Source organism: Agromyces sp. NBRC 114283, from assembly GCF_030268405.1.
Taxonomy (GTDB): domain Bacteria; phylum Actinomycetota; class Actinomycetes; order Actinomycetales; family Microbacteriaceae; genus Agromyces; species Agromyces mediolanus.
In genome coordinates this window covers 2,313,580-2,332,591 of the sequence record NZ_BSQP01000001.1, presented here as the reverse complement: position 1 = coordinate 2,332,591, position 19,012 = coordinate 2,313,580, and the positions used below count along the sequence as shown (strand labels likewise).

The 19,012-nt window shown below is 72.4% G+C and carries 15 protein-coding genes; 7 read left to right on the top strand and 8 right to left on the bottom strand.

The genetic code is table 11. The features are described 5' to 3' along the window. Nucleotides 1-29: 29 nt before the first annotated feature. Nucleotides 30-287, bottom strand: a complete 258-nt coding sequence (gene rpmA, locus QSJ60_RS11230; protein WP_189084976.1) for a 50S ribosomal protein L27 — start codon at nt 285-287, stop codon at nt 30-32. Between the two features lie 27 nt (nt 288-314). Then, nucleotides 315-623, bottom strand: a complete 309-nt coding sequence (gene rplU, locus QSJ60_RS11225) for a 50S ribosomal protein L21 (protein ID WP_189084975.1) — start codon at nt 621-623, stop codon at nt 315-317. A gap of 243 nt (nt 624-866) precedes the next feature. Between rplU and QSJ60_RS11220 the strand changes: the two genes are divergently transcribed. Next, nucleotides 867-1,151 carry a DUF4031 domain-containing protein gene (locus tag QSJ60_RS11220; protein WP_189084974.1) on the top strand — a complete coding sequence of 95 codons (285 nt, stop codon included), beginning with the start codon at nt 867-869 and terminating at the stop codon, nt 1,149-1,151. A gap of 6 nt (nt 1,152-1,157) precedes the next feature. Here QSJ60_RS11220 and QSJ60_RS11215 read toward each other — a convergent pair whose 3' ends face one another. Continuing rightward, entirely contained in the window at nt 1,158-3,746 is a 2,589-nt protein-coding gene (locus tag QSJ60_RS11215; protein WP_285463645.1) for an Rne/Rng family ribonuclease, read from the bottom strand. A gap of 297 nt (nt 3,747-4,043) precedes the next feature. Between QSJ60_RS11215 and QSJ60_RS11210 the strand changes: the two genes are divergently transcribed. After that, the gene (locus QSJ60_RS11210; protein ID WP_189084972.1) at nt 4,044-4,670 is read left to right on the top strand and encodes a vitamin K epoxide reductase family protein; all 627 of its coding nucleotides are present in this window, start codon (nt 4,044-4,046) and stop codon (nt 4,668-4,670) included. 90 nt (nt 4,671-4,760) lie between these two features. Here QSJ60_RS11210 and ndk read toward each other — a convergent pair whose 3' ends face one another. The 5 genes from ndk to QSJ60_RS11185 all read right to left on the bottom strand — a co-directional run bounded on the left by ndk (nt 4,761) and on the right by QSJ60_RS11185 (nt 11,120). Next, nucleotides 4,761-5,183 carry a nucleoside-diphosphate kinase gene (gene ndk, locus QSJ60_RS11205; protein WP_189084971.1) on the bottom strand — a complete coding sequence of 141 codons (423 nt, stop codon included), beginning with the start codon at nt 5,181-5,183 and terminating at the stop codon, nt 4,761-4,763. Beyond that, nucleotides 5,180-5,554 (bottom strand): DUF4233 domain-containing protein, encoded by a 375-nt coding sequence (locus tag QSJ60_RS11200; RefSeq protein WP_189084970.1) that lies wholly within the window; start codon nt 5,552-5,554, stop codon nt 5,180-5,182. Before QSJ60_RS11200 ends, ndk begins: the two co-directional genes overlap by 4 nt. Next, nucleotides 5,551-6,927: a bifunctional folylpolyglutamate synthase/dihydrofolate synthase gene (locus QSJ60_RS11195; protein WP_285463644.1), complete on the bottom strand. Its 1,377-nt coding sequence runs from the start codon at nt 6,925-6,927 to the stop codon at nt 5,551-5,553. The genes QSJ60_RS11200 and QSJ60_RS11195 overlap by 4 nt, the downstream gene beginning before the upstream one ends. Beyond that, nucleotides 6,924-10,229 (bottom strand): isoleucine--tRNA ligase, encoded by a 3,306-nt coding sequence (gene ileS / locus QSJ60_RS11190; protein ID WP_285463643.1) that lies wholly within the window; start codon nt 10,227-10,229, stop codon nt 6,924-6,926. Before ileS ends, QSJ60_RS11195 begins: the two co-directional genes overlap by 4 nt. 216 nt (nt 10,230-10,445) lie before the next feature. Beyond that, nucleotides 10,446-11,120, bottom strand: a complete 675-nt coding sequence (locus QSJ60_RS11185) for a TetR/AcrR family transcriptional regulator (protein ID WP_285463642.1) — start codon at nt 11,118-11,120, stop codon at nt 10,446-10,448. Nucleotides 11,121-11,192: 72 nt separating this feature from the next. Between QSJ60_RS11185 and QSJ60_RS11180 the strand changes: the two genes are divergently transcribed. The 5 genes from QSJ60_RS11180 (at nt 11,193) to valS (ending at nt 19,008) form a co-directional block, all read left to right on the top strand. Further along, nucleotides 11,193-12,860 carry an ABC transporter substrate-binding protein gene (locus QSJ60_RS11180; protein WP_285463641.1) on the top strand — a complete coding sequence of 556 codons (1,668 nt, stop codon included), beginning with the start codon at nt 11,193-11,195 and terminating at the stop codon, nt 12,858-12,860. 4 nt (nt 12,861-12,864) lie between these two features. Then, nucleotides 12,865-13,809, top strand: coding sequence for an ABC transporter permease (locus tag QSJ60_RS11175; RefSeq protein WP_285463640.1), 945 nt, complete (start codon nt 12,865-12,867; stop codon nt 13,807-13,809). 89 nt (nt 13,810-13,898) lie between these two features. Next, nucleotides 13,899-14,699: an ABC transporter permease gene (locus QSJ60_RS11170; protein ID WP_285465311.1), complete on the top strand. Its 801-nt coding sequence runs from the start codon at nt 13,899-13,901 to the stop codon at nt 14,697-14,699. Next, entirely contained in the window at nt 14,696-16,324 is a 1,629-nt protein-coding gene (locus QSJ60_RS11165) for a dipeptide ABC transporter ATP-binding protein (protein WP_285463639.1), read from the top strand. Before QSJ60_RS11170 ends, QSJ60_RS11165 begins: the two co-directional genes overlap by 4 nt. A gap of 101 nt (nt 16,325-16,425) precedes the next feature. After that, nucleotides 16,426-19,008 (top strand): valine--tRNA ligase, encoded by a 2,583-nt coding sequence (gene valS, locus QSJ60_RS11160; RefSeq protein ID WP_285463638.1) that lies wholly within the window; start codon nt 16,426-16,428, stop codon nt 19,006-19,008. Nucleotides 19,009-19,012 lie beyond the last annotated feature (4 nt).

Here is a 19,012-nt window from a genome sequence, read left to right as displayed (position 1 = left end):
AGCCCGCCCTCACGAAAGCAATCGCTCGACTACTCGCCGACCGCCACGATGTTGACGACCTTGCGGCCGCCCTTCGCGCCGAACTCGACGGCACCCGCCTCGAGGGCGAACAGGGTGTCGTCGCCGCCACGGCCGACGTTCGCGCCGGGGTGGAAGTGGGTGCCGCGCTGGCGGACGATGATCTCGCCGGCCTTCACGACCTGGCCGCCGAAGCGCTTCACGCCGAGGCGCTGGGCGTTCGAGTCACGACCGTTGCGAGTGGAGCTCGCTCCCTTTTTGTGTGCCATGTCAGTCTCTCCTTGCGAGCCTGGTCGTTACTTGATGCCGGTGACCTTGACGCGCGTGAGCTCCTGACGGTGGCCCTGGCGCTTCTTGTAGCCGGTCTTGTTCTTGAACTTCTGGATCACGATCTTCGGGCCGCGCAGGTCCTCGAGGACCTCGGCGGTGACCGTGACCTTCGCGAGCGACTTGGCGTCGGAGGTGATCTTGTCGCCGTCGACGAGGAGGACCGGAACGAGCTGGACCTTGCCGTCCTCGCCCGCCTTGACGCGGTCCATCGTCACGATGGTGCCGACTTCGACCTTCTCCTGCCGACCGCCGGCGCGCACTACTGCGTAAACCACTACTCGTACCTAACTCCGGGGAGCCTCTGGGCTCCGTTTGTCTCATGGGATGTCACTGCGCGGTCGCCCCAGTGGGAAAAGAAGGGTGATGACTGCCAGAAAACTGTCGGGCACGCCGGGATAAGCGGCGGCACCAACGGTCGAGTTTACCGGATGCCGGAGAGCCTCGCAAACAGGCGGCCCCGGCGCGTCCCGCCCGTCCGAGCGGATCCCTCGCACTCGTGCGGGCATAGGATCGGCGCCATGACCGTCCTCATCGACACGCCGCTCTGGCCGAAGCACGGCACGGTGTGGGCGCACCTCGTGAGCGACGACTCGATCGCCGAACTGCAGGCCTTCGCCGAGCGCGCCGGCCTGCCTCCGCGGAGCTTCGATCTCGACCACTACGACGTGCCCGTCGAGCGGTACGACGACCTCGTCGCGGCCGGGGCGGTGCCCGTCGAGCCGCGCGAGCTCGTCCGTCGGCTGCAGGCGAGCGGGCTGCGCGTCACGCCGAGGGAGCGCCGGGAGCGCCGCGCCTCGGCGTGACCGGGCTCAGTCCTCCTGCGGGCGGGTGATCACCGGCGCTTCGCCGCCGGCGCTCGACGCCGTGCTCACCCGCCGGCTGCGGGTGCGGCCCTCCCCCGCCTTCTTCGGCGCGGGCAGCGCGTCGAGGACGGAGTCGAGCAGGTGCTCGGTGTCGACCGGCGGGTTCGGCCGGCTGCGCACGGGCGCCTCCGGGAGCTCGATCACCGGGACGATCGGCGCAGCGACGGGCTCCGCAGCGGGTGCGGCCGCTCCGGCCTCGCGCTCACGCGCGGGGCGCTCCTGCGGGGCATCCGCGCCGTCGACGCTCGCCTCGCCCTGCTGCTCGGCACCCTGCTGGGCGCTGCTCGCGCGGCGGCGGCCGCGACGGCGCGAGGAGCGGGGCTCGGCGGGCGCGGCATCGACCGCCGCCTGCTCCGCCTCGCGGGGCTCGCCGCCCGCGAGTGTCGACGCGGCGATCTGCGCGAGGGCGTGCTTCGCGTCCTCGGTGATGCCGTGGGTGCCCGCGGAAGCCGACTTGTCCGGCTGGGACTGCTGCGGCTGCGGCTCACGGTCCCGACCGCCCCCGTTGCCACCGCCGTTGCCGCGACCGCGACGGCGCTCGGGCTGCTGCTGCGGTGCGCGGTGCCGGAAGACGGGCTCGTGGTGCACGATGATGCCGCGGCCGGCGCAGGTCTCGCACGGCTCCGAGAACGACTCCAGGAGGCCCAGGCCGAGCTTCTTGCGGGTCATCTGCACGAGACCGAGCGAGGTGACCTCGGCGACCTGGTGCTTGGTGCGGTCTCGCGAGAGGCACTCGACGAGACGGCGCAGGACGAGGTCGCGGTTCGACTCGAGCACCATGTCGATGAAGTCGACCACGATGATGCCGCCGATGTCGCGGAGGCGCAGCTGCCGCACGATCTCCTCGGCCGCCTCGAGGTTGTTCTTGGTGACCGTCTCCTCGAGGTTGCCGCCGGAGCCGACGAACTTGCCCGTGTTGACGTCGACGACCGTCATCGCCTCGGTGCGATCGATGACGAGCGAACCGCCCGAGGGCAGCCACACCTTGCGGTCGAGCGCCTTCTCGATCTGCTCCGAGATGCGGTACTCGTCGAAGGCGTCCTTCTCGCCCTCGTAGGCCTCGACGCGCTCGAGCAGGTCGGGGGCGACCTGCCGCAGGTAGCGCTCGATGGTCTCGCGGGCCTCGTCGCCCGAGATGATCATCTTCTGGAAGTCCTCGTTGAAGACGTCGCGGACGATCTTGATCAGCAGATCGGGCTCGGAGTGCAGCAGCGCGGGCGCCTGCACCTTCTCGAGGGTCGCCGAGATCTCGGACCACTGCGAGATCAGCCGGTTCACGTCGAGGGTCAATTGCTCCTCGGTGGCGCCCTCGGCCGCGGTGCGCACGATCACGCCCTGGTTCTCGGGCAGCACCTCCTTGAGGATCTTCTTCAGCCGGGCGCGCTCGGTGTCGGGGAGCTTGCGGCTGATGCCGTTCATGGAGCCGTTCGGCACGTAGACGAGGTAGCGGCCGGGCAGAGAGATCTGGCTCGTCAGGCGCGCGCCCTTGTGGCCGACCGGGTCCTTCGTGACCTGCACGAGGACGCGGTCGCCGGGCTTCAGCGCGAGCTCGATGCGGCGGGGCTGGTTCTTCTCGCCGTTCTCGGCGGCGGCCTCCCAGTCGACCTCGCCCGAGTAGAGCACCGCGTTCCGGCCGCGGCCGATGTCGACGAACGCGGCCTCCATGCTCGGCAGCACGTTCTGGACGCGGCCGAGGTACACGTTCCCGATGAGCGAGGCGTCCTGGTTGCGTGCGACGTAGTGCTCCACGAGCACGCTGTCCTCGAGCACGCCGATCTGGATGCGGCCGCCCTTCTGGCGGACGACCATCTGCCGGTCGACGGCCTCGCGGCGGGCGAGGAACTCCGACTCGGTGATGACCGCGCGGCGGCGACCGGCGTCCCGACCGTCGCGACGGCGCTGCTTCTTCGCCTCGAGGCGGGTCGAGCCCTTGACCTTCTGCGGCTCGGTGATGAGCTCGGGCTCGCGCGGCTTGCGCACCTTGACGACGTTGTTCGCCGGGGCGTCGCCGTTCGAACGGGCCTCTTCGCCGCTGCGGCGGCGGGTGCGCCGGCGCACGCTCGACGACTCGTCGGGATCGGCGTCGGACTCGGCGCGCTCCGGCACGACGAGGACGGGCGGCGCCCGGAAGATCAGCGACGTCGTCGAGATCGGGCCGGTGATCGGCCGCAGCTCCGCGGCCGGCTCGGGCTCGGCGCTCGCGGCGTCGTCGGACGCGCCGCTCGGCGCCGCGGCGCCGGCGCCGGCGTCGGCGGCCGGGACCTCCTCGGCGACGGGCGCCTCGGCCGCCGCTGCCGCCGGCGTCTCGGCCGCATCTGCGGCGGGCGTCTCGACGGCGGCATCCGTCACTGCGGATGCCGGGGCCTCGGTGGGCTCGGCCACCGCAGCGTCGTCCGTCGGCGCGGCGGCGAGCTCGTCGGCGCGGGGCACGAGCGTCGCTCGCCGGCCGCCGCGCCGGGCGCCGAACAGGCCGCCGAGTCGCTTGGCCCCGCGGGCCGAATCGTTCGTGGGGTTCTCGTTGTTGCCTTCCACCATCTCTGGTGCACTCCTACACCGGTGGCTCGACCTCGTCGGCCGGCCTCCGTACTCCTCGGAGCGGCCCCCGCGTGCGGGTGACCGCCAACTCTTCTCTGCGACGGGGCGGGTGGTGCCTCGGTCGCGACATCTCCGCGGCGGGTTCGCCGCGTCTCGGATGCCTGGGCATCCTCAAAGCCTTCGCCGGCGCTGGACCGGGCTGGTCCGAACCGACTTCCCTCCGATTATCGCACGCCCGCCGCCGCGCGGGTGGAATCCCCGCAGCTGCGCCCCCGGCGGGCGTGTCAGAATACGACCATGCCCGACTCCGCTCGCCGCACGCGCCCGATCGGCCTCGCCGTCTTCCTGCTCATCGCCGGCGCCCTCGGGCTCCTCGCCGCGTGGGAGCTCTCGGTCGAGAAAGTGCTCACGCTCATCGATCCGACGCACGTGCCGAACTGCAACGTCGGCGTGCTGGTCGGCTGCGCCACGAACCTCGAGTCGTGGCAGGGCTCGGTGTTCGGCTTCCCGAACCCGTTCATCGGCGTGGCGGCGTGGCCCGTCGTCATCACGATCGCGATCGGCATCCTCGCGGGCGCCCGCTTCGCGCGCTGGTTCTGGGTCGGGCTCAACGTGGGCGTCGCCGGGGCCCTCGTCTTCGTCGGCTGGCTCATCTTCCAGAGCATCTACGTGCTCGACGTGCTGTGCCCCTGGTGCATGCTCACTTGGGCGGTCACGATCCCGACCTTCTGGGTGGTCACGCTGCACAATCTGCGCGAGGGCAACCTCCCGGCGTCCGCGCGGGTCAAGCGGCTCGCCGCGTCCTGGTTCGGCTGGATCCCGCTCATCACCGTGGTCTGCTACGCGATCGTCATCTTCCTCGCGCAGGTGCAGATGGACGCCATCCCGCGCGTGCTGCTCGATCTGCAGAACCTCTTCCGCTGAGCCCGGCGCGACGCCGAACCCCGGCGAAACTCCGAACGGCGGGGCGACGATGATCGTCGCCCCGCCGTTCGCGTCGGTCAGAACTCGCGCTCAGCCGAACCAGAGCGCGAGTTCGCGCTCGGCCGATTCGACGGAGTCGGAGCCGTGCACGAGGTTCTGCTGCACCTTGAGGCCCCAGTCGCGGCCGAAGTCGCCGCGGATGGTGCCGGGCGCGGCGGTCGTCGGGTCGGTGGTGCCGGCGAGGGAGCGGAAGCCCTCGATCACGCGGTTGCCGGCGACGCGGATGGCGACCGTCGGGCCCGACTGCATGAACTCGATGAGCGGCTCGTAGAACGGCTTGCCCTCGTGCTCCTCGTAGTGCTTGGCGAGGAGTTCGCGGTCGGCCTGCACGAGCCGGAGGTCGACGAGCGAGTAGCCCTTCGCCTCGATGCGGCGGAGGATCTCGCCCGTGAGGTTGCGTGCGACGCCGTCCGGCTTCACGAGCACGAGGGTCTCTTCGATGACGGTGGTCATTCCTGTTCCTTCCCGGCGGCGTAGGCCGCACGTTGCCGGTCGATGCGAGCGCCGGTGACCATGCAGTACCACCACATGCCGCCGAAGAGCGCACCGACGAAGTACATCGCCGGGTTCACGAGCCCGGCGAGGATGATGAGGGCCTGGATGGCCCAGCCGACGCCGTAGCCCCAGCCGGCGCGGAGGCCGCCGATCGCGGCCACGAGCCCGACGAGGATGACGCCGCCGGTGACGAGCGCCGCCCAGGCGGGCAGCCCGAACGGGCCGCCCTCGGGCGGGGTCAGCCCCCACAGCACGAGCGCGGCGAGGAAGACGACGATCGTCTCGAAGCCGAGCACGATCGAGGCGAGGCTCCGGCGGACGGAGTTCATGCGAGCCACCCCCGGTCGTCGGCGATCGCCATGGCTTCGCCCACGAGCACGATCGAGCCGGCCACGAGGACGGCGCGGCGCTCGTCCTCTCCGGCCCACTCGCGGGCCAGCTCGAGTGCGTCGTCGAGCCGTTCCGCGAGCTGCACCCGCTCGGAACCGACGGCACCCGCGACGACCGCGGCGAGCGTCTCGGCGGACTGCGCCCGGTCGGACTCCGGTTGCGTCACGATGAAACCGGCCCCGCTCGCGGCGAGTTCGCGCACGATGCCCGCGGCGTCCTTGTCGCCGAGGACGCCGAAGACCACGACGAGCTCGTCGAAGTCGAAGGACTCGGCCAGCGCCGCGACGAGCGCCCTCGCACCGTGCGGGTTGTGCGCCGCATCGACCAGGACCGTCGGCTGCTGGCCGATGCGCTGGAGCCGTCCCGGCGAGGTCGCCGCGGCGAGCCCGTCGCGCAGGGCGTCCTCGGAGAGCGCGGTCGAGCCGCCGCCCAGGAACGCTTCGACCGCGGCGATCGCGACGGCGGCGTTCTGGGCCTGGTGGGCGCCGAAGAGCGGCAGCACGAGGTCGCGGTACTCCCCCGCGAGCCCGCGCACCGACACGAGCTGCCCGCCGACCGCGGGACGGCGGTCGAGCACGGCGAAGGCCTCGCCCTCGACGGCGAGGCTCGACTCGGTGAGCTCCGCCGCGCGCTGCAGTTCGGCGAGCGCCTCGGGCTGCTGAGCCGCGGAGACGACCGAGGAGGCCGGCTTGATGATGCCCGCCTTCGTCCGGGCGATCTCGGCCACGGTCGAGCCGAGCTTGGACTGGTGGTCGAGGTCGATCGGCGTGATCACGGCGACCTGCCCGTCGGCGACGTTCGTGGAGTCCCACTCGCCGCCCATGCCGACCTCGAGGACGACGACGTCGACCGGGGCGTCGGCGAAGCAGGCGAAGGCGAGCACGGTCATCGTCTCGAAGAACGTCAGCGGCGGCTGGCCCGCGCCCTCGAGCTCGGCGTCGACGATCGCGAGGTAAGGCTCGATCTCGTTCCAGTTGCGCGCGATCGCCTCGTCGGCAATCGGTTCCCCGTCGATGAGGATCCGCTCGGTGAAGCGCTCCAGGTGCGGACTCGTGAGCATCCCGGTGCGGAGCCCGTAGGCGCCGAGAATGCTCGCGATCATGCGGCTCGTGGAGGTCTTGCCGTTCGTGCCGGTCAGATGGATGACCGGCGCCGCGCGGTGCGGATCGCCCAGGAGCTCCACGGCGCGCCGGGTCGCCCCGAGCCGGCGCTCGGGCGCCGCCTCGCCGACCCGCTCGAGGAGCGCGGCGTACACGGCGTCGGCCGCGTCGCGCGCTTCCTCGTCGAAGTCGCCCTCGTATCCCTCGCTCATGCGCGCTCCACTCCGATCTCGACCACGGTGCCGCCCGCGAGCGGCTTCGCCGTGCTGCCGACGGGCAGCGGGCGCAGCTCGACCGCCGTCGCGAGCGTCTCGCCGGCGATGAGCTCGCGGTGCCGTTCGGCCGCAGCGGTGCCCGCCTCGTCGAGGCGGAGCTCCAGCCGGATGCGGTCGCCGACCTCGAGGCCGGCGGCCTTGCGGGCGTCCTGCACGGCGCGGACGAGGTCGCGGGCGACCCCCTCCGCCTCGAGCTCGGGGGTGACCGCGGTGTCGAGCATCACGAACCCGCCGTCGCCGACCAGGCCGAGCGCGGTCTCGCCGTCGGCGCTGCCGCCGGCCTCGAGCACGAGCTCGTACTCGCCGGGTTCAAGTGCGATGCCGCCGGCGACGACGCCGTCGGCCGTGACCGACCAGTCGCCGCCGCGCGCGGCCTGGATCGCCTGCTGCACCTGCTTGCCGAGGCGCGGGCCCGCGGCGCGCGCGTTCACGGTCAGTCGCTTCTCGATCCCGAACGCCTCGGCGCTGTCGGGTGCGAGGGCGACGATCTCGACCGCCTTCACGTTCAGCTCGTCGCGGAGGATGCCCTCGAAGGGCGCGAGCGCCGCGGCATCCGCCGTGACGACGGTGAGCTTCGCGAGCGGGAGCCGCACCCGGCGGCCGGCCTGCTTGCGCAGCGCCAGGGCCACGCCCGTGATCTCGCGGACCGCGTCCATGGCCGCGACGAGCTCGGGGTCTGCCGGGAACTCCTCGGCCTCCGGCCAGTCGGCGAGGTGCACGCTGCGACCGCCGGTGAGGTCCTTCCAGACCCGCTCGCTGACGAGCGGGAGGAGCGGGGCGGTGAGGCGGGTCAGCGTCTCGAGCACGGTGTACAGCGTGTCGAACGCCTCGGCGCCCCGGCCGTCGGCGTCGACGCCGGACCAGAAGCGGTCGCGCGAACGGCGCACGTACCAGTTCGTGAGCACGTCGCCGAAGTCGCGCAGCTTCTGCGCGGCGAGCGGCGAGTCGAACGCGTCGAGGTCGGCGGTCACGGCCTCGACCAGATCGCGCAGCTTCGCGAGCAGGTAGCGGTCGAGCACGTCGGTCGACGACGTCGAGCGCGACGCGTCGTAGCCGCCCTCGCGGGCCGTGTTGGCGTAGAGCGAGAAGAAATACCAGGTGCTCCACAGCGGCAGCATCAGCTGACGGACGCCCTCGCGGATGCCCTCCTCGGTGACGACGAGGTTGCCGCCGCGCAGCACGGAGCTCGACATCAGGAACCAGCGCATCGCGTCGGAGCCGTCGCGGTCGAAGACCTCGTTCACGTCGGGGTAGTTGCGCAGCGACTTCGACATCTTCTGCCCGTCGCTGCCGAGCACGATGCCGTGGCTCACGACGTTGCGGTACGCGGGACGGTCGAAGAGCGCGGTCGAGAGCACGTGCATGACGTAGAACCAGCCGCGGGTCTGACCGATGTACTCCACGATGAAGTCGGCGGGGTGGTGCGTGTCGAACCACTCGCGGTTCTCGAACGGGTAGTGCACCTGGGCGAACGGCATCGAGCCGGAGTCGAACCAGACGTCGAGCACGTCGGGGATGCGCCGCATGGTGCTCTTCCCCGTGGGGTCGTCGGGGTTCGGCCGGGTGAGCTCGTCGATGTACGGCCGGTGCAGATCGGGCTCGCCCGCGCCGTTCAGCGGCAGCCGGCCGAAGTCGCGCTCGAGCTCGGCCAGGGAGCCGTACACGTCGGTGCGCGGGTAGGCCGGGTCGTCGCTCTTCCACACCGGGATGGGCGAGCCGAAGTAGCGGTTGCGGCTGACCGACCAGTCGCGCGCGCCGGCGACCCACTTGCCGAACTGGCCGTCCTTGACGTTCTCGGGCACCCAGGTGATCTGCTGGTTCAGCTCGCCCATGCGGTCGCGGAACTCGGGCACGCGGATGAACCAGCTCGACACGGCCTTGTAGATGAGCGGGTTCCGGCAGCGCCAGCAGTGCGGGTACGAGTGCTCGTAGCTCGCCTGGCGCAGCAGCCGGCCCTCGGCCTTCAGCCGCTGGGTGAGCGGCTTGTTCGCGTCGCTCCAGAGCTGCCCGGCGACGTCGCTCACCTCGGGCAGGAAGCGGCCGGCGTCGTCGAGGGAGATGATGACGGGGATGCCGGCGGCCTCGCAGACCTTCTGGTCCTCCTCGCCGTAGGCGGGCGCCTGGTGCACGATGCCCGTGCCGTCCTCGGTCGTGACGTAGTCGGCCACGAGGATCTGCCAGGCCTGCTCGAGCCCCCAGGCCTCGACGTCGGCGTAATAGTCGAAGAGGCGGTCGTAGCTGACGCCCTCGAGCTCGGCGCCGCGCACCGTGCGGGTGACCGCCGCTCGCGCCTCCTCGGCGCTCGCGTAGCCGAGCTCCTTCGCGTAGTTGCCGAGAAGGTCGATCGCGATGAGGTACTCGGCGCCGAGCACCTCGGGCGCGGGAGTCGCACCCTCGGCGGCCTCGCGCAGCACGGTGGCGTCGGGCGTGCCCGCGGGGCCCGCCGGCACCACGGCGTACTCGATGTCGGGGCCCACCGCGAGCGCGAAGTTCGTCGGCAGCGTCCACGGCGTCGTCGTCCAGGCGAGGGCGCGGACCGCGGTGAGGCCGAGCGCCTCGGCCTTGGCCCCCGTGAGCGGGAAGGTGACCGTGACCGTCTGGTCCTGGCGCATCTTGTAGACGTCGTCGTCCATGCGCAGCTCGTGATTGGAGAGCGGCGTCTGGTCGCGCCAGCAGTACGGCAGCACGCGGTAGCCCTCGTAGGCGAGCCCCTTGTCGTGCAGGGTCTTGAACGCCCAGACGACGGACTCCATGAAACCGGTGTCGAGGGTCTTGTAGTCGTGCTCGAAGTCGACCCAGCGCGCCTGCCGGGTGACGTACTCCTCCCACTCCTTGGTGTAGCGGAGCACGGAGGTGCGCGCGGCCTCGTTGAAGGCCGCGATGCCCATCTCCTCGATCTGGCTCTTGTCGGTGATGCCGAGCTGCCGCTCGGCCTCGAGCTCGGCGGGCAGGCCGTGCGTGTCCCAGCCGAAGCGGCGGTGCACCTGCTTGCCCCGCATCGTCTGGAAGCGCGGGAACACGTCCTTCGCGTAGCCGGTGAGGAGGTGGCCGTAGTGCGGCAGGCCGTTCGCGAACGGCGGGCCGTCGTAGAAGACCCACTCGGGGGCGCCCTCGCGCTCGTCGATCGAGGCCTGGAAGGTGCGGTCGGCCTTCCAGAAGGCGAGCACCTCCTGCTCGACCGCCGGGAACGACGGCGACGGCGTGACGGATGACTCGGGGTCCTGACCCTTGGGGTACAACGCTCGCTCCTGCAGTGATCTCCTGGTCACGAGGACGGCGCGTTCCTCGAACGCCACCGCGGTACCACCCCGCTTGCCGCACCCGCCGTGGATGCGACCGCTCGCTCTTCAGCTGTGACGGGCTGGTCCCGTCCGGTTCTACTGACCGCGGGCGGACCCGTGGCGTTCTTCCGGAGACTCCCCGGTGATGGCCGGATCGCAGTCGCTGCGCCGAGTCTACCGGGTCGCGGCCGGTGCTGCGTCGAGCGCCAGGGCGTAGCCCCGGCAGACGGGGTCGACGGCGTCGCGCACGGCGTCGGCGAGCGCACCGCGCTCGACCCCGGCGAGCGCCCAGTCGGCGGCGCCGCTCACGAGCGCGGCGACGGCGGCGCTCGACGCGGCGCGCACGAGCGGGTCGCTCGGAGCCCTCCCCGAACGGGCGGCGAGGAACGTTCCGAGCTCGGCCGCGACGCCGAGGAAGCGCTCGAGGCCCGAGGCGCGGAACTCCGCCTCCGCGCCGATCGCCTCGCGCTGGCTGAGGGCGAGCGGGATGCCGCGGTGCGGGTGCCGCGCGGCCAGGCCGAGCAGCGCCTCCCGGAGCGCGGCGCTCGGGGCGCGACCGGCCGGGACCGCGGCGAGCACCTCCGGCAGCGCGCGCAGGGTGTCGTCGACGTCGAGCCAGAGCAGGTCCGACTTCGTGGCGAAGTAGTTGAAGAAGGTGTTGCGGCCGACCCCGGCGCGCTGGGTGATCTGGTCGATCGTCGTTCGCGCGTAGCCCTGCTCGAGGAACAGCTCGCCCGCGGCATCCTCGAGCGTGCGACGCGAGGACGCGCGCGGTCGTCCGCCGCGGCCGGAGCGCACGGCGGCGGACGCGGAGGTCGCCGCCGTGCCGCTCGCGCTCGATTTGGTCATAGACTCATTATGGACTGAGTACCGAAACTCGTCCGACCATCCCTCGTCCGTCGTTCAGGAGCTCACTCGCGCATGCCCGCCACCAGCCGTCGCCCAGGCGCCCGCGCCGCCGTCCGCCTCGCCATCCCGCTCGCCGCCGTCGCGGCCCTCGCGCTCGCGGGCTGCACCGCGGCCGAGCCGGGCGCGGTGCCGTCGACCCCGAAGCCGGGCGGCACGCTCGTCTACGCCACGGGCGACGCGGAACCGGACTGCCTCGACCCGCACGTCGGCGGCAACTACCCGCAGGCCCTCCTCGCCGGCCAGGTGCTCGAGTCGCTGGTCTCGCTCGACGAGGACCGTCAGGTCATCCCGTGGCTCGCCGAGGCCTGGACCACGAGCGACGACGGCCTGAGCTGGGACTTCACCCTCCGCGACGATGTCGAGTTCACCGACGGGACGCCGTTCGACGCCGCGGCGGTGAAGGCCAACATCGAGCACCTGCAGGACCCCGCGACGCAGTCGTCGACCGGCTACCTCGCGGTCGGCAAGGTCGCCTCGGTCGAGGTCGTCGACGACACGACCGCCCGCTTCCACCTCTCCGCCCCCGACAGCGCACTGCTCGAATCACTCGCCCAGCCGTGGACCGCGATGGAGTCGCCCGCCGGCATCGCGCGCGGCATGGACGAGAACTGCCAGGCGCCGATCGGATCGGGCCCCTTCGTCATCGACGCCTGGGTGCCGCAGGACCACGTCTCCCTCGTCCGCAACGAGGACTACCACGGCGGCCCCGCCGACCGCGGCCGCGACGGGGCCGCGTATCTCGAGGCGATCGAGTGGCGCTTCCTGCCCGACGCCGCGTCGCGCTACGCGGCGCTCCAGGCCGGCCAGGTCGACGTGATCGACAACGCCCAGCCGGACGCCCTGCGTCAGGCCCGCGAGGGCGCGGCCGGCCTCGTCGAGATCGACGCACCCCGCCCGGGCGCGTCGAACCGGATCGAGCTGAACTCCGGCCAGGCCCCGTTCGACGACGAGCGGGTGCGCGAGGCGTTCATCCGCGCCGTCCAGGTCGACGACGGCATCGACAGCCTCTTCTTCGGCACCGCCGAGCGGAGCCACTCGGTGCTCTCCAGCGTCGAGCCGCTCGCCTACTCCGACCCGAGCCTCTTCGAGCCCGACCTGCAGCAGGCGAACGCGCTGCTCGACGAGGCGGGCTGGTCGGCCAAGGACGCCGACGGCATCCGCACCAAGGACGGCGCCCGGCTCGTGCTGCGCTTCCCCGTCTCGACGAACCAGTCGATCCCGGCCGAGCAGTCGCTGTTCGAGCAGATCCAGGCGACTGCGAAGGAGGCCGGCTTCGAGGTGCAGCTCGAGCCCCTCGACCTCTCCAGCTGGTACGGGGCGCTGTTCAGCCACGAGTACGAGCTCGTGAGCGCGCCCTACACGAAGATCGGGCCCGACGTGCTGCGCATCCTGTACCACAGCGACAGCATCGTGCCCGCGCCGAGCGGCTACTTCGCGAACCTGGCGCAGCTCTCGAACCCCGAGCTCGACGCGCTGCTCACCGACGCCGCCTCGGCGTCGGACCCGGCCGAGCGCGCCGCGGACTACGAGGCCGCCCAGCGGATCATCCTCGAGGGCTTCTACGCCCTGCCGCTCTACGACCAGCAGAACCACTACCTGCACCGGGACGCCGTGCAGGGCGCCCGAGCGCTGCCCACGGTATCGACGCCCTGGTTCGCCGACGCCTGGCTCGCCGACTGACGCGATGCGGGCTCGCCGGATCCGCGCGATCGCGCTCCGCCTCGGCGGGGCGCTGTTCGTGCTGTGGGCGGTCGCGACGCTGACCTTCTTCGCGATCCACCTGGTTCCGGGCGACCCCGCGCAGGCGATCCTCGGCGGGCCCGGCTCGCAGGCCCCGCAGGAGACGCTCGACCGGGTGCGCGCCGAGTACGGCCTCGATCAGCCGCTCGTCGTGCAGTACGCGGCGATGCTCGGCCGCCTGCTCACGGGCGACCTCGGCACCTCGTACTCGCTGAAGGCGCCCGTCGCCGAGCTCATCGGCGGACAGCTCCTGGGCACGCTGACCCTCGCGCTCGCCGCGCTCGCGCTCGCCTGGGTCATCGCCATCGGGCTCGCCCTCTGGTCGAGCGCCCCGGGACGCGTCGCCCGCGGTGTGGCCGGAGCCATCGAACTGACCGCGGCGGCGCTCCCCCACTTCTGGCTCGCGACGGTGCTCATCGCCGTGTTCGCGACCGGGCTCGGCTGGCTGCCGCCGGTCGCGAACGGCGGTGCGAGCGGCCTGGTGCTGCCGGTCGTGACGCTCGCGGTGCCGCTCGCGGGATTCCTCGCCCAGCTCATGCGCGAGCACCTGCTCGACGCCCTGGAGCGGCCGTTCACGGTGTCCGCGCTCGCCCGCGGTGAGTCGGCGAGCGGGATCCGCCTCCGGCACGCCCTGCGGCATGCCGCGCTCCCCGCCGTACAGCTCTCCGGCTGGGCGATCGGCTATCTCATCTCGGGCGCGGTCGTCGTCGAGACGATCTTCGCGCGGCCCGGGCTGGGCCGCACCCTGCTCCGCGCCACCGAGCTGCGCGACGTGCCGCTCGTGACGGGTGTCGTGCTCGTGGTGGCGCTCGTCTACGTGCTGATGACCGTCCTCACCGATCTCGTCGCGGCGCTCGCAGACCCGCGGGTGCGGACGGCGGAGGCATGAGCGACCTCGAGCTCCGCGCGGGCGCCTCACCCGCCGACGCGCCGCGCACGGCGCGCGCAGGCGACGGCCGGCTCGGCGGGCGGCGGCGGATGCCCCGGCCGAGCGTCGTCCTCGCCGCGGCGTTCGTCGGCTTCCTGCTCCTCGCCGTCGCCTGGCCCGGCCTGCTCGAGACCGCGCCGCCCGACGCCATCTCCCCCGCCGAGGCGTTCCAGCCCCCGTCGGCCTCGCACTGGTTCGGCACCGACGAATCGGGGCGGGACGTCTACAGCCGCGTCGTCGCCGGCACCGCCCCCTCGCTGCTGATCGGGGTGCTCGCGACCGCGATCGGACTCGCGCTCGGCCTGCTGCTCGGCGGCATCGCCGCCCTCGGCGGCCGGGTCCTCGACTTCCTCATCGGCCGGGTGAACGAGGTGCTGTTCGCCTTCCCCGGCATTCTGCTCGCCCTGCTCGTCATCGTGCTGTGGGGCCCGGGGCCGGTGACCGCGACCGTCGCCGTCGGCCTGTCGACGGCTCCCGGCTACGCCCGGATCATCCGCGGCCAGCTGCTCGCCATCCGCGGCTCCGGCTACGTGGAGGCGGCCCGCGTGCTCGGCCACGGCCGTGCGAAGATCCTGGCCGCGCACATCCTGCCGAACGCGCTCGTGCCGATCGCGGCGCTCGCGACGCTCGGCATCGGGCAGGCCGTCGTGTGGGCCTCCTCGCTCAGCTTCCTCGGGCTCGGCGCGCAGCCGCCCGCCGCGGAGTGGGGCGCGATGCTCTCGGCCGGTCGCACGTATCTCGGCACCGCGTGGTGGCTCACGGTGTTCCCCGGCCTCATGATCGTCGCCACGACTCTCGCGACGACGGTGCTCGGCCGGGCGCTCACCGCCCGCGACGGAGCCCGGCGATGAGCGGCGCGGCGCTGACGGTGCGCGGCCTCCGCATCGGATTCGACGGGACGGAGGTCGTGCGCGGGGTCGACCTCGATCTCGCCCCCGGCCGGATCGTAGCCCTGGTCGGCGAGTCCGGCTCCGGCAAGAGCGTCACGGCGCGGGCCCTGCTCGGTCTGGCCGGACGCGGCGCCGAGGTGGAGGCCGAGCGCTTCGAGCTCGACGGCGAGGACGTCCGCGGCGCCGGCGAGCGGCGCTGGCGACGCCTGCGGGGCGCGAAGGTCGGGCTGGTCCTCCAGGACGCCCTCGCCTCGCTCGACCCCCTGCGTCCGATCGGCCGGGAGATCGGCGATGCGCTCCGGCTGCACCTCGGTCTCCGACCCGCTGCAGCACGGCAGCGCGTGCTCGAACTCCTCGAGCGGCTCGAGCTGCCGCACCCGACGCTGACCATCGACCGCCGCTCGGGCGAGCTCTCCGGCGGGATGCGCCAGCGCGCGCTGATCGCGGCGGCGGTCGTGCTCGATCCCCCGGTGCTCATCGCCGACGAACCGACGACGGCGCTCGACGTCGGCGTCCAGGCGACGGTTCTGCAGCTGCTCCGCGAGGCGGCCGACCGGGGCACGGCGGTGCTGCTGATCAGCCATGACCTGGCGGTCGTGTCGGGCATCGCCGACGAGGTGCTCGTGCTCGCGGACGGCGCGGTGGTCGAGCGCGGCCCGACGGCCGAGGTGCTCGGCGCGCCCCGGCACCCGGCGACCCGGGCGCTGCTCGCCGCCGTACCGACGGAGGTGCCACGCGGCGTGCCGCTGCTGGCGGCGGCGCGGCTCGACGATCCGAACGCGCCGCTCCCGGCGGCGTCGGGGGCGCCGGCCGGCTCGACCGCCGATTCCGCACCGATCCTCGAGGCGAGCGGCCTTCGTCGGGTGTACCGCTCCAGAGGCACCGAGCTCGTCGCGGTCGACGACGTCTCCCTGGCGCTGCGTCCGGGCCGCACGCTCGGGCTCGTCGGCGAGTCCGGCTCCGGCAAGACGACCCTCGCGCGCCTGCTCCTCGCCCTGGAGCGCCCCGACGCGGGCGCAGTCCGCCTCGACGGCGGCCCGTGGAGCGAGTCGAGCGAGGCCGCGCGACGGCCCGTTCGGCGGCGCATGGGCGCCATCTGGCAGGATCCCTACGGCTCCTTCGACCCTCGCTGGGGCGTGGCCCGGCTGCTCCGCGACGCGCTGAGCGTGGGCGGGCAGGAGAGCGACGAGCGGGCGGTGCACGAGCTGCTCGACCTCGTGCGCCTGCCGACCGCGATCGCGGCGAGTCATCCGCTCGAGCTCTCCGGCGGCCAGCGCCAGCGGGTCGCGATCGCGCGGGCGCTCGCCGCGCGACCGGAGATCCTGATCGCCGACGAACCCGTGTCGGCCCTCGACGTGACCGTGCAGGCGGCCGTGCTCGACCTGCTCGACGAGCTTCAGCGCGAGCGCGGGCTCGCGATGCTGTTCATCTCGCACGACCTCGGCGTGGTCCGGCACATGAGCGACGAGCTCGCGGTCATGCGGCACGGGCGCATCCTCGAGCACGGTGACGCAGGCCAGCTCTTCGCCGCCCCGCAGCACGCGTATACCGCCGCCCTCATCAGGCATTCTCCGCGACTCGCCTGAGACGGCGATGCGCACGGCCCCGCCAGCACCCGGTAGGCTGGAGCGTCGCATATTCAGGCACCCCCATGGACTCGGTGCCGCACATACCGAACCGGAGCACCATGACCGACACCGCGCGAATCCCCGAGAAGCCGGCCCTCGAGGGCCTCGAGACGAAGTGGGGCGGCGTCTGGGAAGACCGGGGCACCTACCGCTTCGACCGCGACTCGGCGACCCGCGAGTGCATCTACTCGATCGACACTCCCCCGCCGACCGCGTCCGGTTCGCTGCACATCGGCCACGTGTTCTCCTACACGCACACCGACGTCGTCGCCCGCTTCCAGCGCATGCGCGGCAAGCAGGTCTTCTACCCGATGGGCTGGGACGACAACGGCCTGCCCACCGAGCGCCGGGTGCAGAACTACTACGGCGTGCGCTGCGACCCCACGCTCCCCTACGAACCCGGCTTCATCCCGCCGTTCGAAGGCGGCGAGGGCAAGAGCGTCAAGGCCGCCGACCAGGTGCCGATCTCGCGACGCAACTTCATCGAGCTCTGCGAGCGACTGACGGTCGAGGACGAGCAGCAGTTCGAGGCACTCTGGCGCAGCCTCGGCCTCTCCGTCGACTGGACCCAGTCCTACCGCACCATCGCCGACGAGGCCCTGTTCACCTCGCAGCTCGCCTTCATCCGCAACGTCGAGCGCGGCGAGGCCTACCAGGCGCTCGCGCCGACGCTGTGGGACGTCACGTTCCGCACCGCTGTCGCGCAGGCCGAGCTCGAGGACCGCGAGCAGCCCGGCCACTACCACCGCGTGGCGTTCCGGCGCCCCGACGGCGGCACCGTCGAGATTGAGACGAGCCGTCCGGAGCTCCTCCCCGCCTGCGTCGCCCTCGTCGCCCACCCCGACGACGAGCGCTACCAGCCGCTCTTCGGCACCACCGTCACGACCCCGGTGTTCGGGGTCGAGGTGCCCGTCGTGGCCCACCACCTCGCCCAGAAGGACAAGGGCACCGGCATCGCGATGATCTGCACCTTCGGCGACGTCACCGACGTCGTCTGGTGGCGCGAGCTGCAGCTGCCGAACCGCGCGATCATCGGCTTCGACGGCCGCGTCGTCGCCGAGGCCCCCGAGGCGATCACGAGCGAGTCCGGCCGCGAGGCGTACGCCCAGCTCGCCGGCAAGACGACCTTCTCGGCCAAGCAGGCCGTCGTGGAGCTCCTCCGCGCCTCTGGCGAACTGCTCGGCGAGCCGAAGGCCATCACCCACCCGGTGAAGTTCTTCGAGAAGGGCGACCGCCCCCTCGAGATCGTCTCCACCCGGCAGTGGTACATCGTGAACGGCGCCCGCGACGAAGACCTGAAGGAGCGCCTGCTCGGCCGCGGCCGCGAGATCGACTGGCACCCGGACTTCATGCGCGTGCGCTACGAGAACTGGGTCGGCGGGCTCTCGGGCGACTGGCTCGTCTCCCGCCAGCGCTTCTTCGGCGTGCCGATCCCGGTCTGGTACCCGCTCGACGCCGAGGGCAACCCGCGCTTCGACGAGCCCATCGTCGCGAGCCGCGAGCAGCTGCCCGTCGACCCGTCCTCGACGCCCGCGCCCGGGTTCGACGAGGCCCAGCGCGGTGCACCCGGCGGCTTCATCGGCGAGCACGACGTCATGGACACCTGGGCGACCTCCTCGCTGACCCCGCAGCTCGCCGGCGGCTGGGAGCGCGACACCGAGCTGTTCGAGCTCGTCTTCCCGTACTCGCTGCGCCCGCAGGGCCAGGACATCATCCGCACCTGGCTGTTCTCGACCGCGCTCCGCGCCGAGCTCGAGCACGGCGTCGCCCCCTGGTCGAACGCCTCCATCTCCGGCTTCATCGTCGACCCCGACCGCAAGAAGATGTCGAAGTCCAAGGGCAACGTCGTCACCCCGGCCGGGCTCCTCGAGCAGCACGGCTCCGACGCGGTGCGCTACTGGGCCGCGTCCTCGCGCCTCGGCACCGACGCCGCCTTCGACCCGCAGAACCCGACGCAGGTGAAGATCGGCCGCCGGCTCGCGATCAAGGTGCTGAACGCCGCGAAGTTCATCCTCACCTTCGAGGGCGACGCGGATGCGCCGGTCACCGAGCCCATCGACCGCAGCATGCTCGCCGCGCTCGAGACCGTCGTGCAGCAGGCGACGAAGGCGCTCGAAGGCTACGACCACGCCCGGGCCCTGGAGCTCAGCGAGACCTTCTTCTGGACCTTCTGCGACGACTACCTCGAGCTCGTCAAGGAGCGCGCGTACGGCGAGCAGAGCCCCGAGCAGGCCTCCGCCGTCGCCGCGCTGAAGACCGCGCTGTCGGTGCTCCTGCGCCTGTTCGCCCCCGTCATCCCCTTCGCGACCGAAGAGGCGTGGAGCTGGTCGAACGAGGGATCGGTGCACACCGCCGAGTGGCCCGCCGCCGAGGAGCTCGCCGCGCGCGGCGAAGCCGGCGTGGAGCTCCTCGAGCTCGCGAGCCTCGCGCTCACCGGCATCCGCCGGGCGAAGACCGACGCGAAGGCCTCGCAGAAGACGCCGGTGTCGCGCGCCGTGATCGCCGCGCCCGCCGACGCCGTCGCGCTGCTCGAGGCCGCCGCTGGCGACCTGCGCGCGGTGGGACGCATCGACACGCTCGAGTTCGCCTCGGCCGAGGCGCTCGAGGTGCGCGACGTGGAGCTGGCGACGCCGGCCGAATGACCTG

What these genes read in the sequence shown, in the direction of transcription:
- QSJ60_RS11215 (WP_285463645.1), bottom strand. Translation starts at nt 3,746, where the DNA reads ATGGTGGAAGGCAACAACGAGAACCCCACGAACGATTCGGCCCGCGGG.
- QSJ60_RS11180 (WP_285463641.1), top strand. Translation starts at nt 11,193, where the DNA reads ATGCCCGCCACCAGCCGTCGCCCAGGCGCCCGCGCCGCCGTCCGCCTC.
- QSJ60_RS11175 (WP_285463640.1), top strand. Translation starts at nt 12,865, where the DNA reads ATGCGGGCTCGCCGGATCCGCGCGATCGCGCTCCGCCTCGGCGGGGCG.
- QSJ60_RS11220 (WP_189084974.1), top strand. Translation starts at nt 867, where the DNA reads ATGACCGTCCTCATCGACACGCCGCTCTGGCCGAAGCACGGCACGGTG.
- rpmA (WP_189084976.1), bottom strand. Translation starts at nt 287, where the DNA reads ATGGCACACAAAAAGGGAGCGAGCTCCACTCGCAACGGTCGTGACTCG.
- QSJ60_RS11170 (WP_285465311.1), top strand. Translation starts at nt 13,899, where the DNA reads ATGCCCCGGCCGAGCGTCGTCCTCGCCGCGGCGTTCGTCGGCTTCCTG.
- QSJ60_RS11200 (WP_189084970.1), bottom strand. Translation starts at nt 5,554, where the DNA reads ATGAACTCCGTCCGCCGGAGCCTCGCCTCGATCGTGCTCGGCTTCGAG.
- ndk (WP_189084971.1), bottom strand. Translation starts at nt 5,183, where the DNA reads ATGACCACCGTCATCGAAGAGACCCTCGTGCTCGTGAAGCCGGACGGC.
- QSJ60_RS11210 (WP_189084972.1), top strand. Translation starts at nt 4,044, where the DNA reads ATGCCCGACTCCGCTCGCCGCACGCGCCCGATCGGCCTCGCCGTCTTC.
- valS (WP_285463638.1), top strand. Translation starts at nt 16,426, where the DNA reads ATGACCGACACCGCGCGAATCCCCGAGAAGCCGGCCCTCGAGGGCCTC.
- QSJ60_RS11165 (WP_285463639.1), top strand. Translation starts at nt 14,696, where the DNA reads ATGAGCGGCGCGGCGCTGACGGTGCGCGGCCTCCGCATCGGATTCGAC.
- QSJ60_RS11185 (WP_285463642.1), bottom strand. Translation starts at nt 11,120, where the DNA reads ATGACCAAATCGAGCGCGAGCGGCACGGCGGCGACCTCCGCGTCCGCC.
- QSJ60_RS11195 (WP_285463644.1), bottom strand. Translation starts at nt 6,927, where the DNA reads ATGAGCGAGGGATACGAGGGCGACTTCGACGAGGAAGCGCGCGACGCG.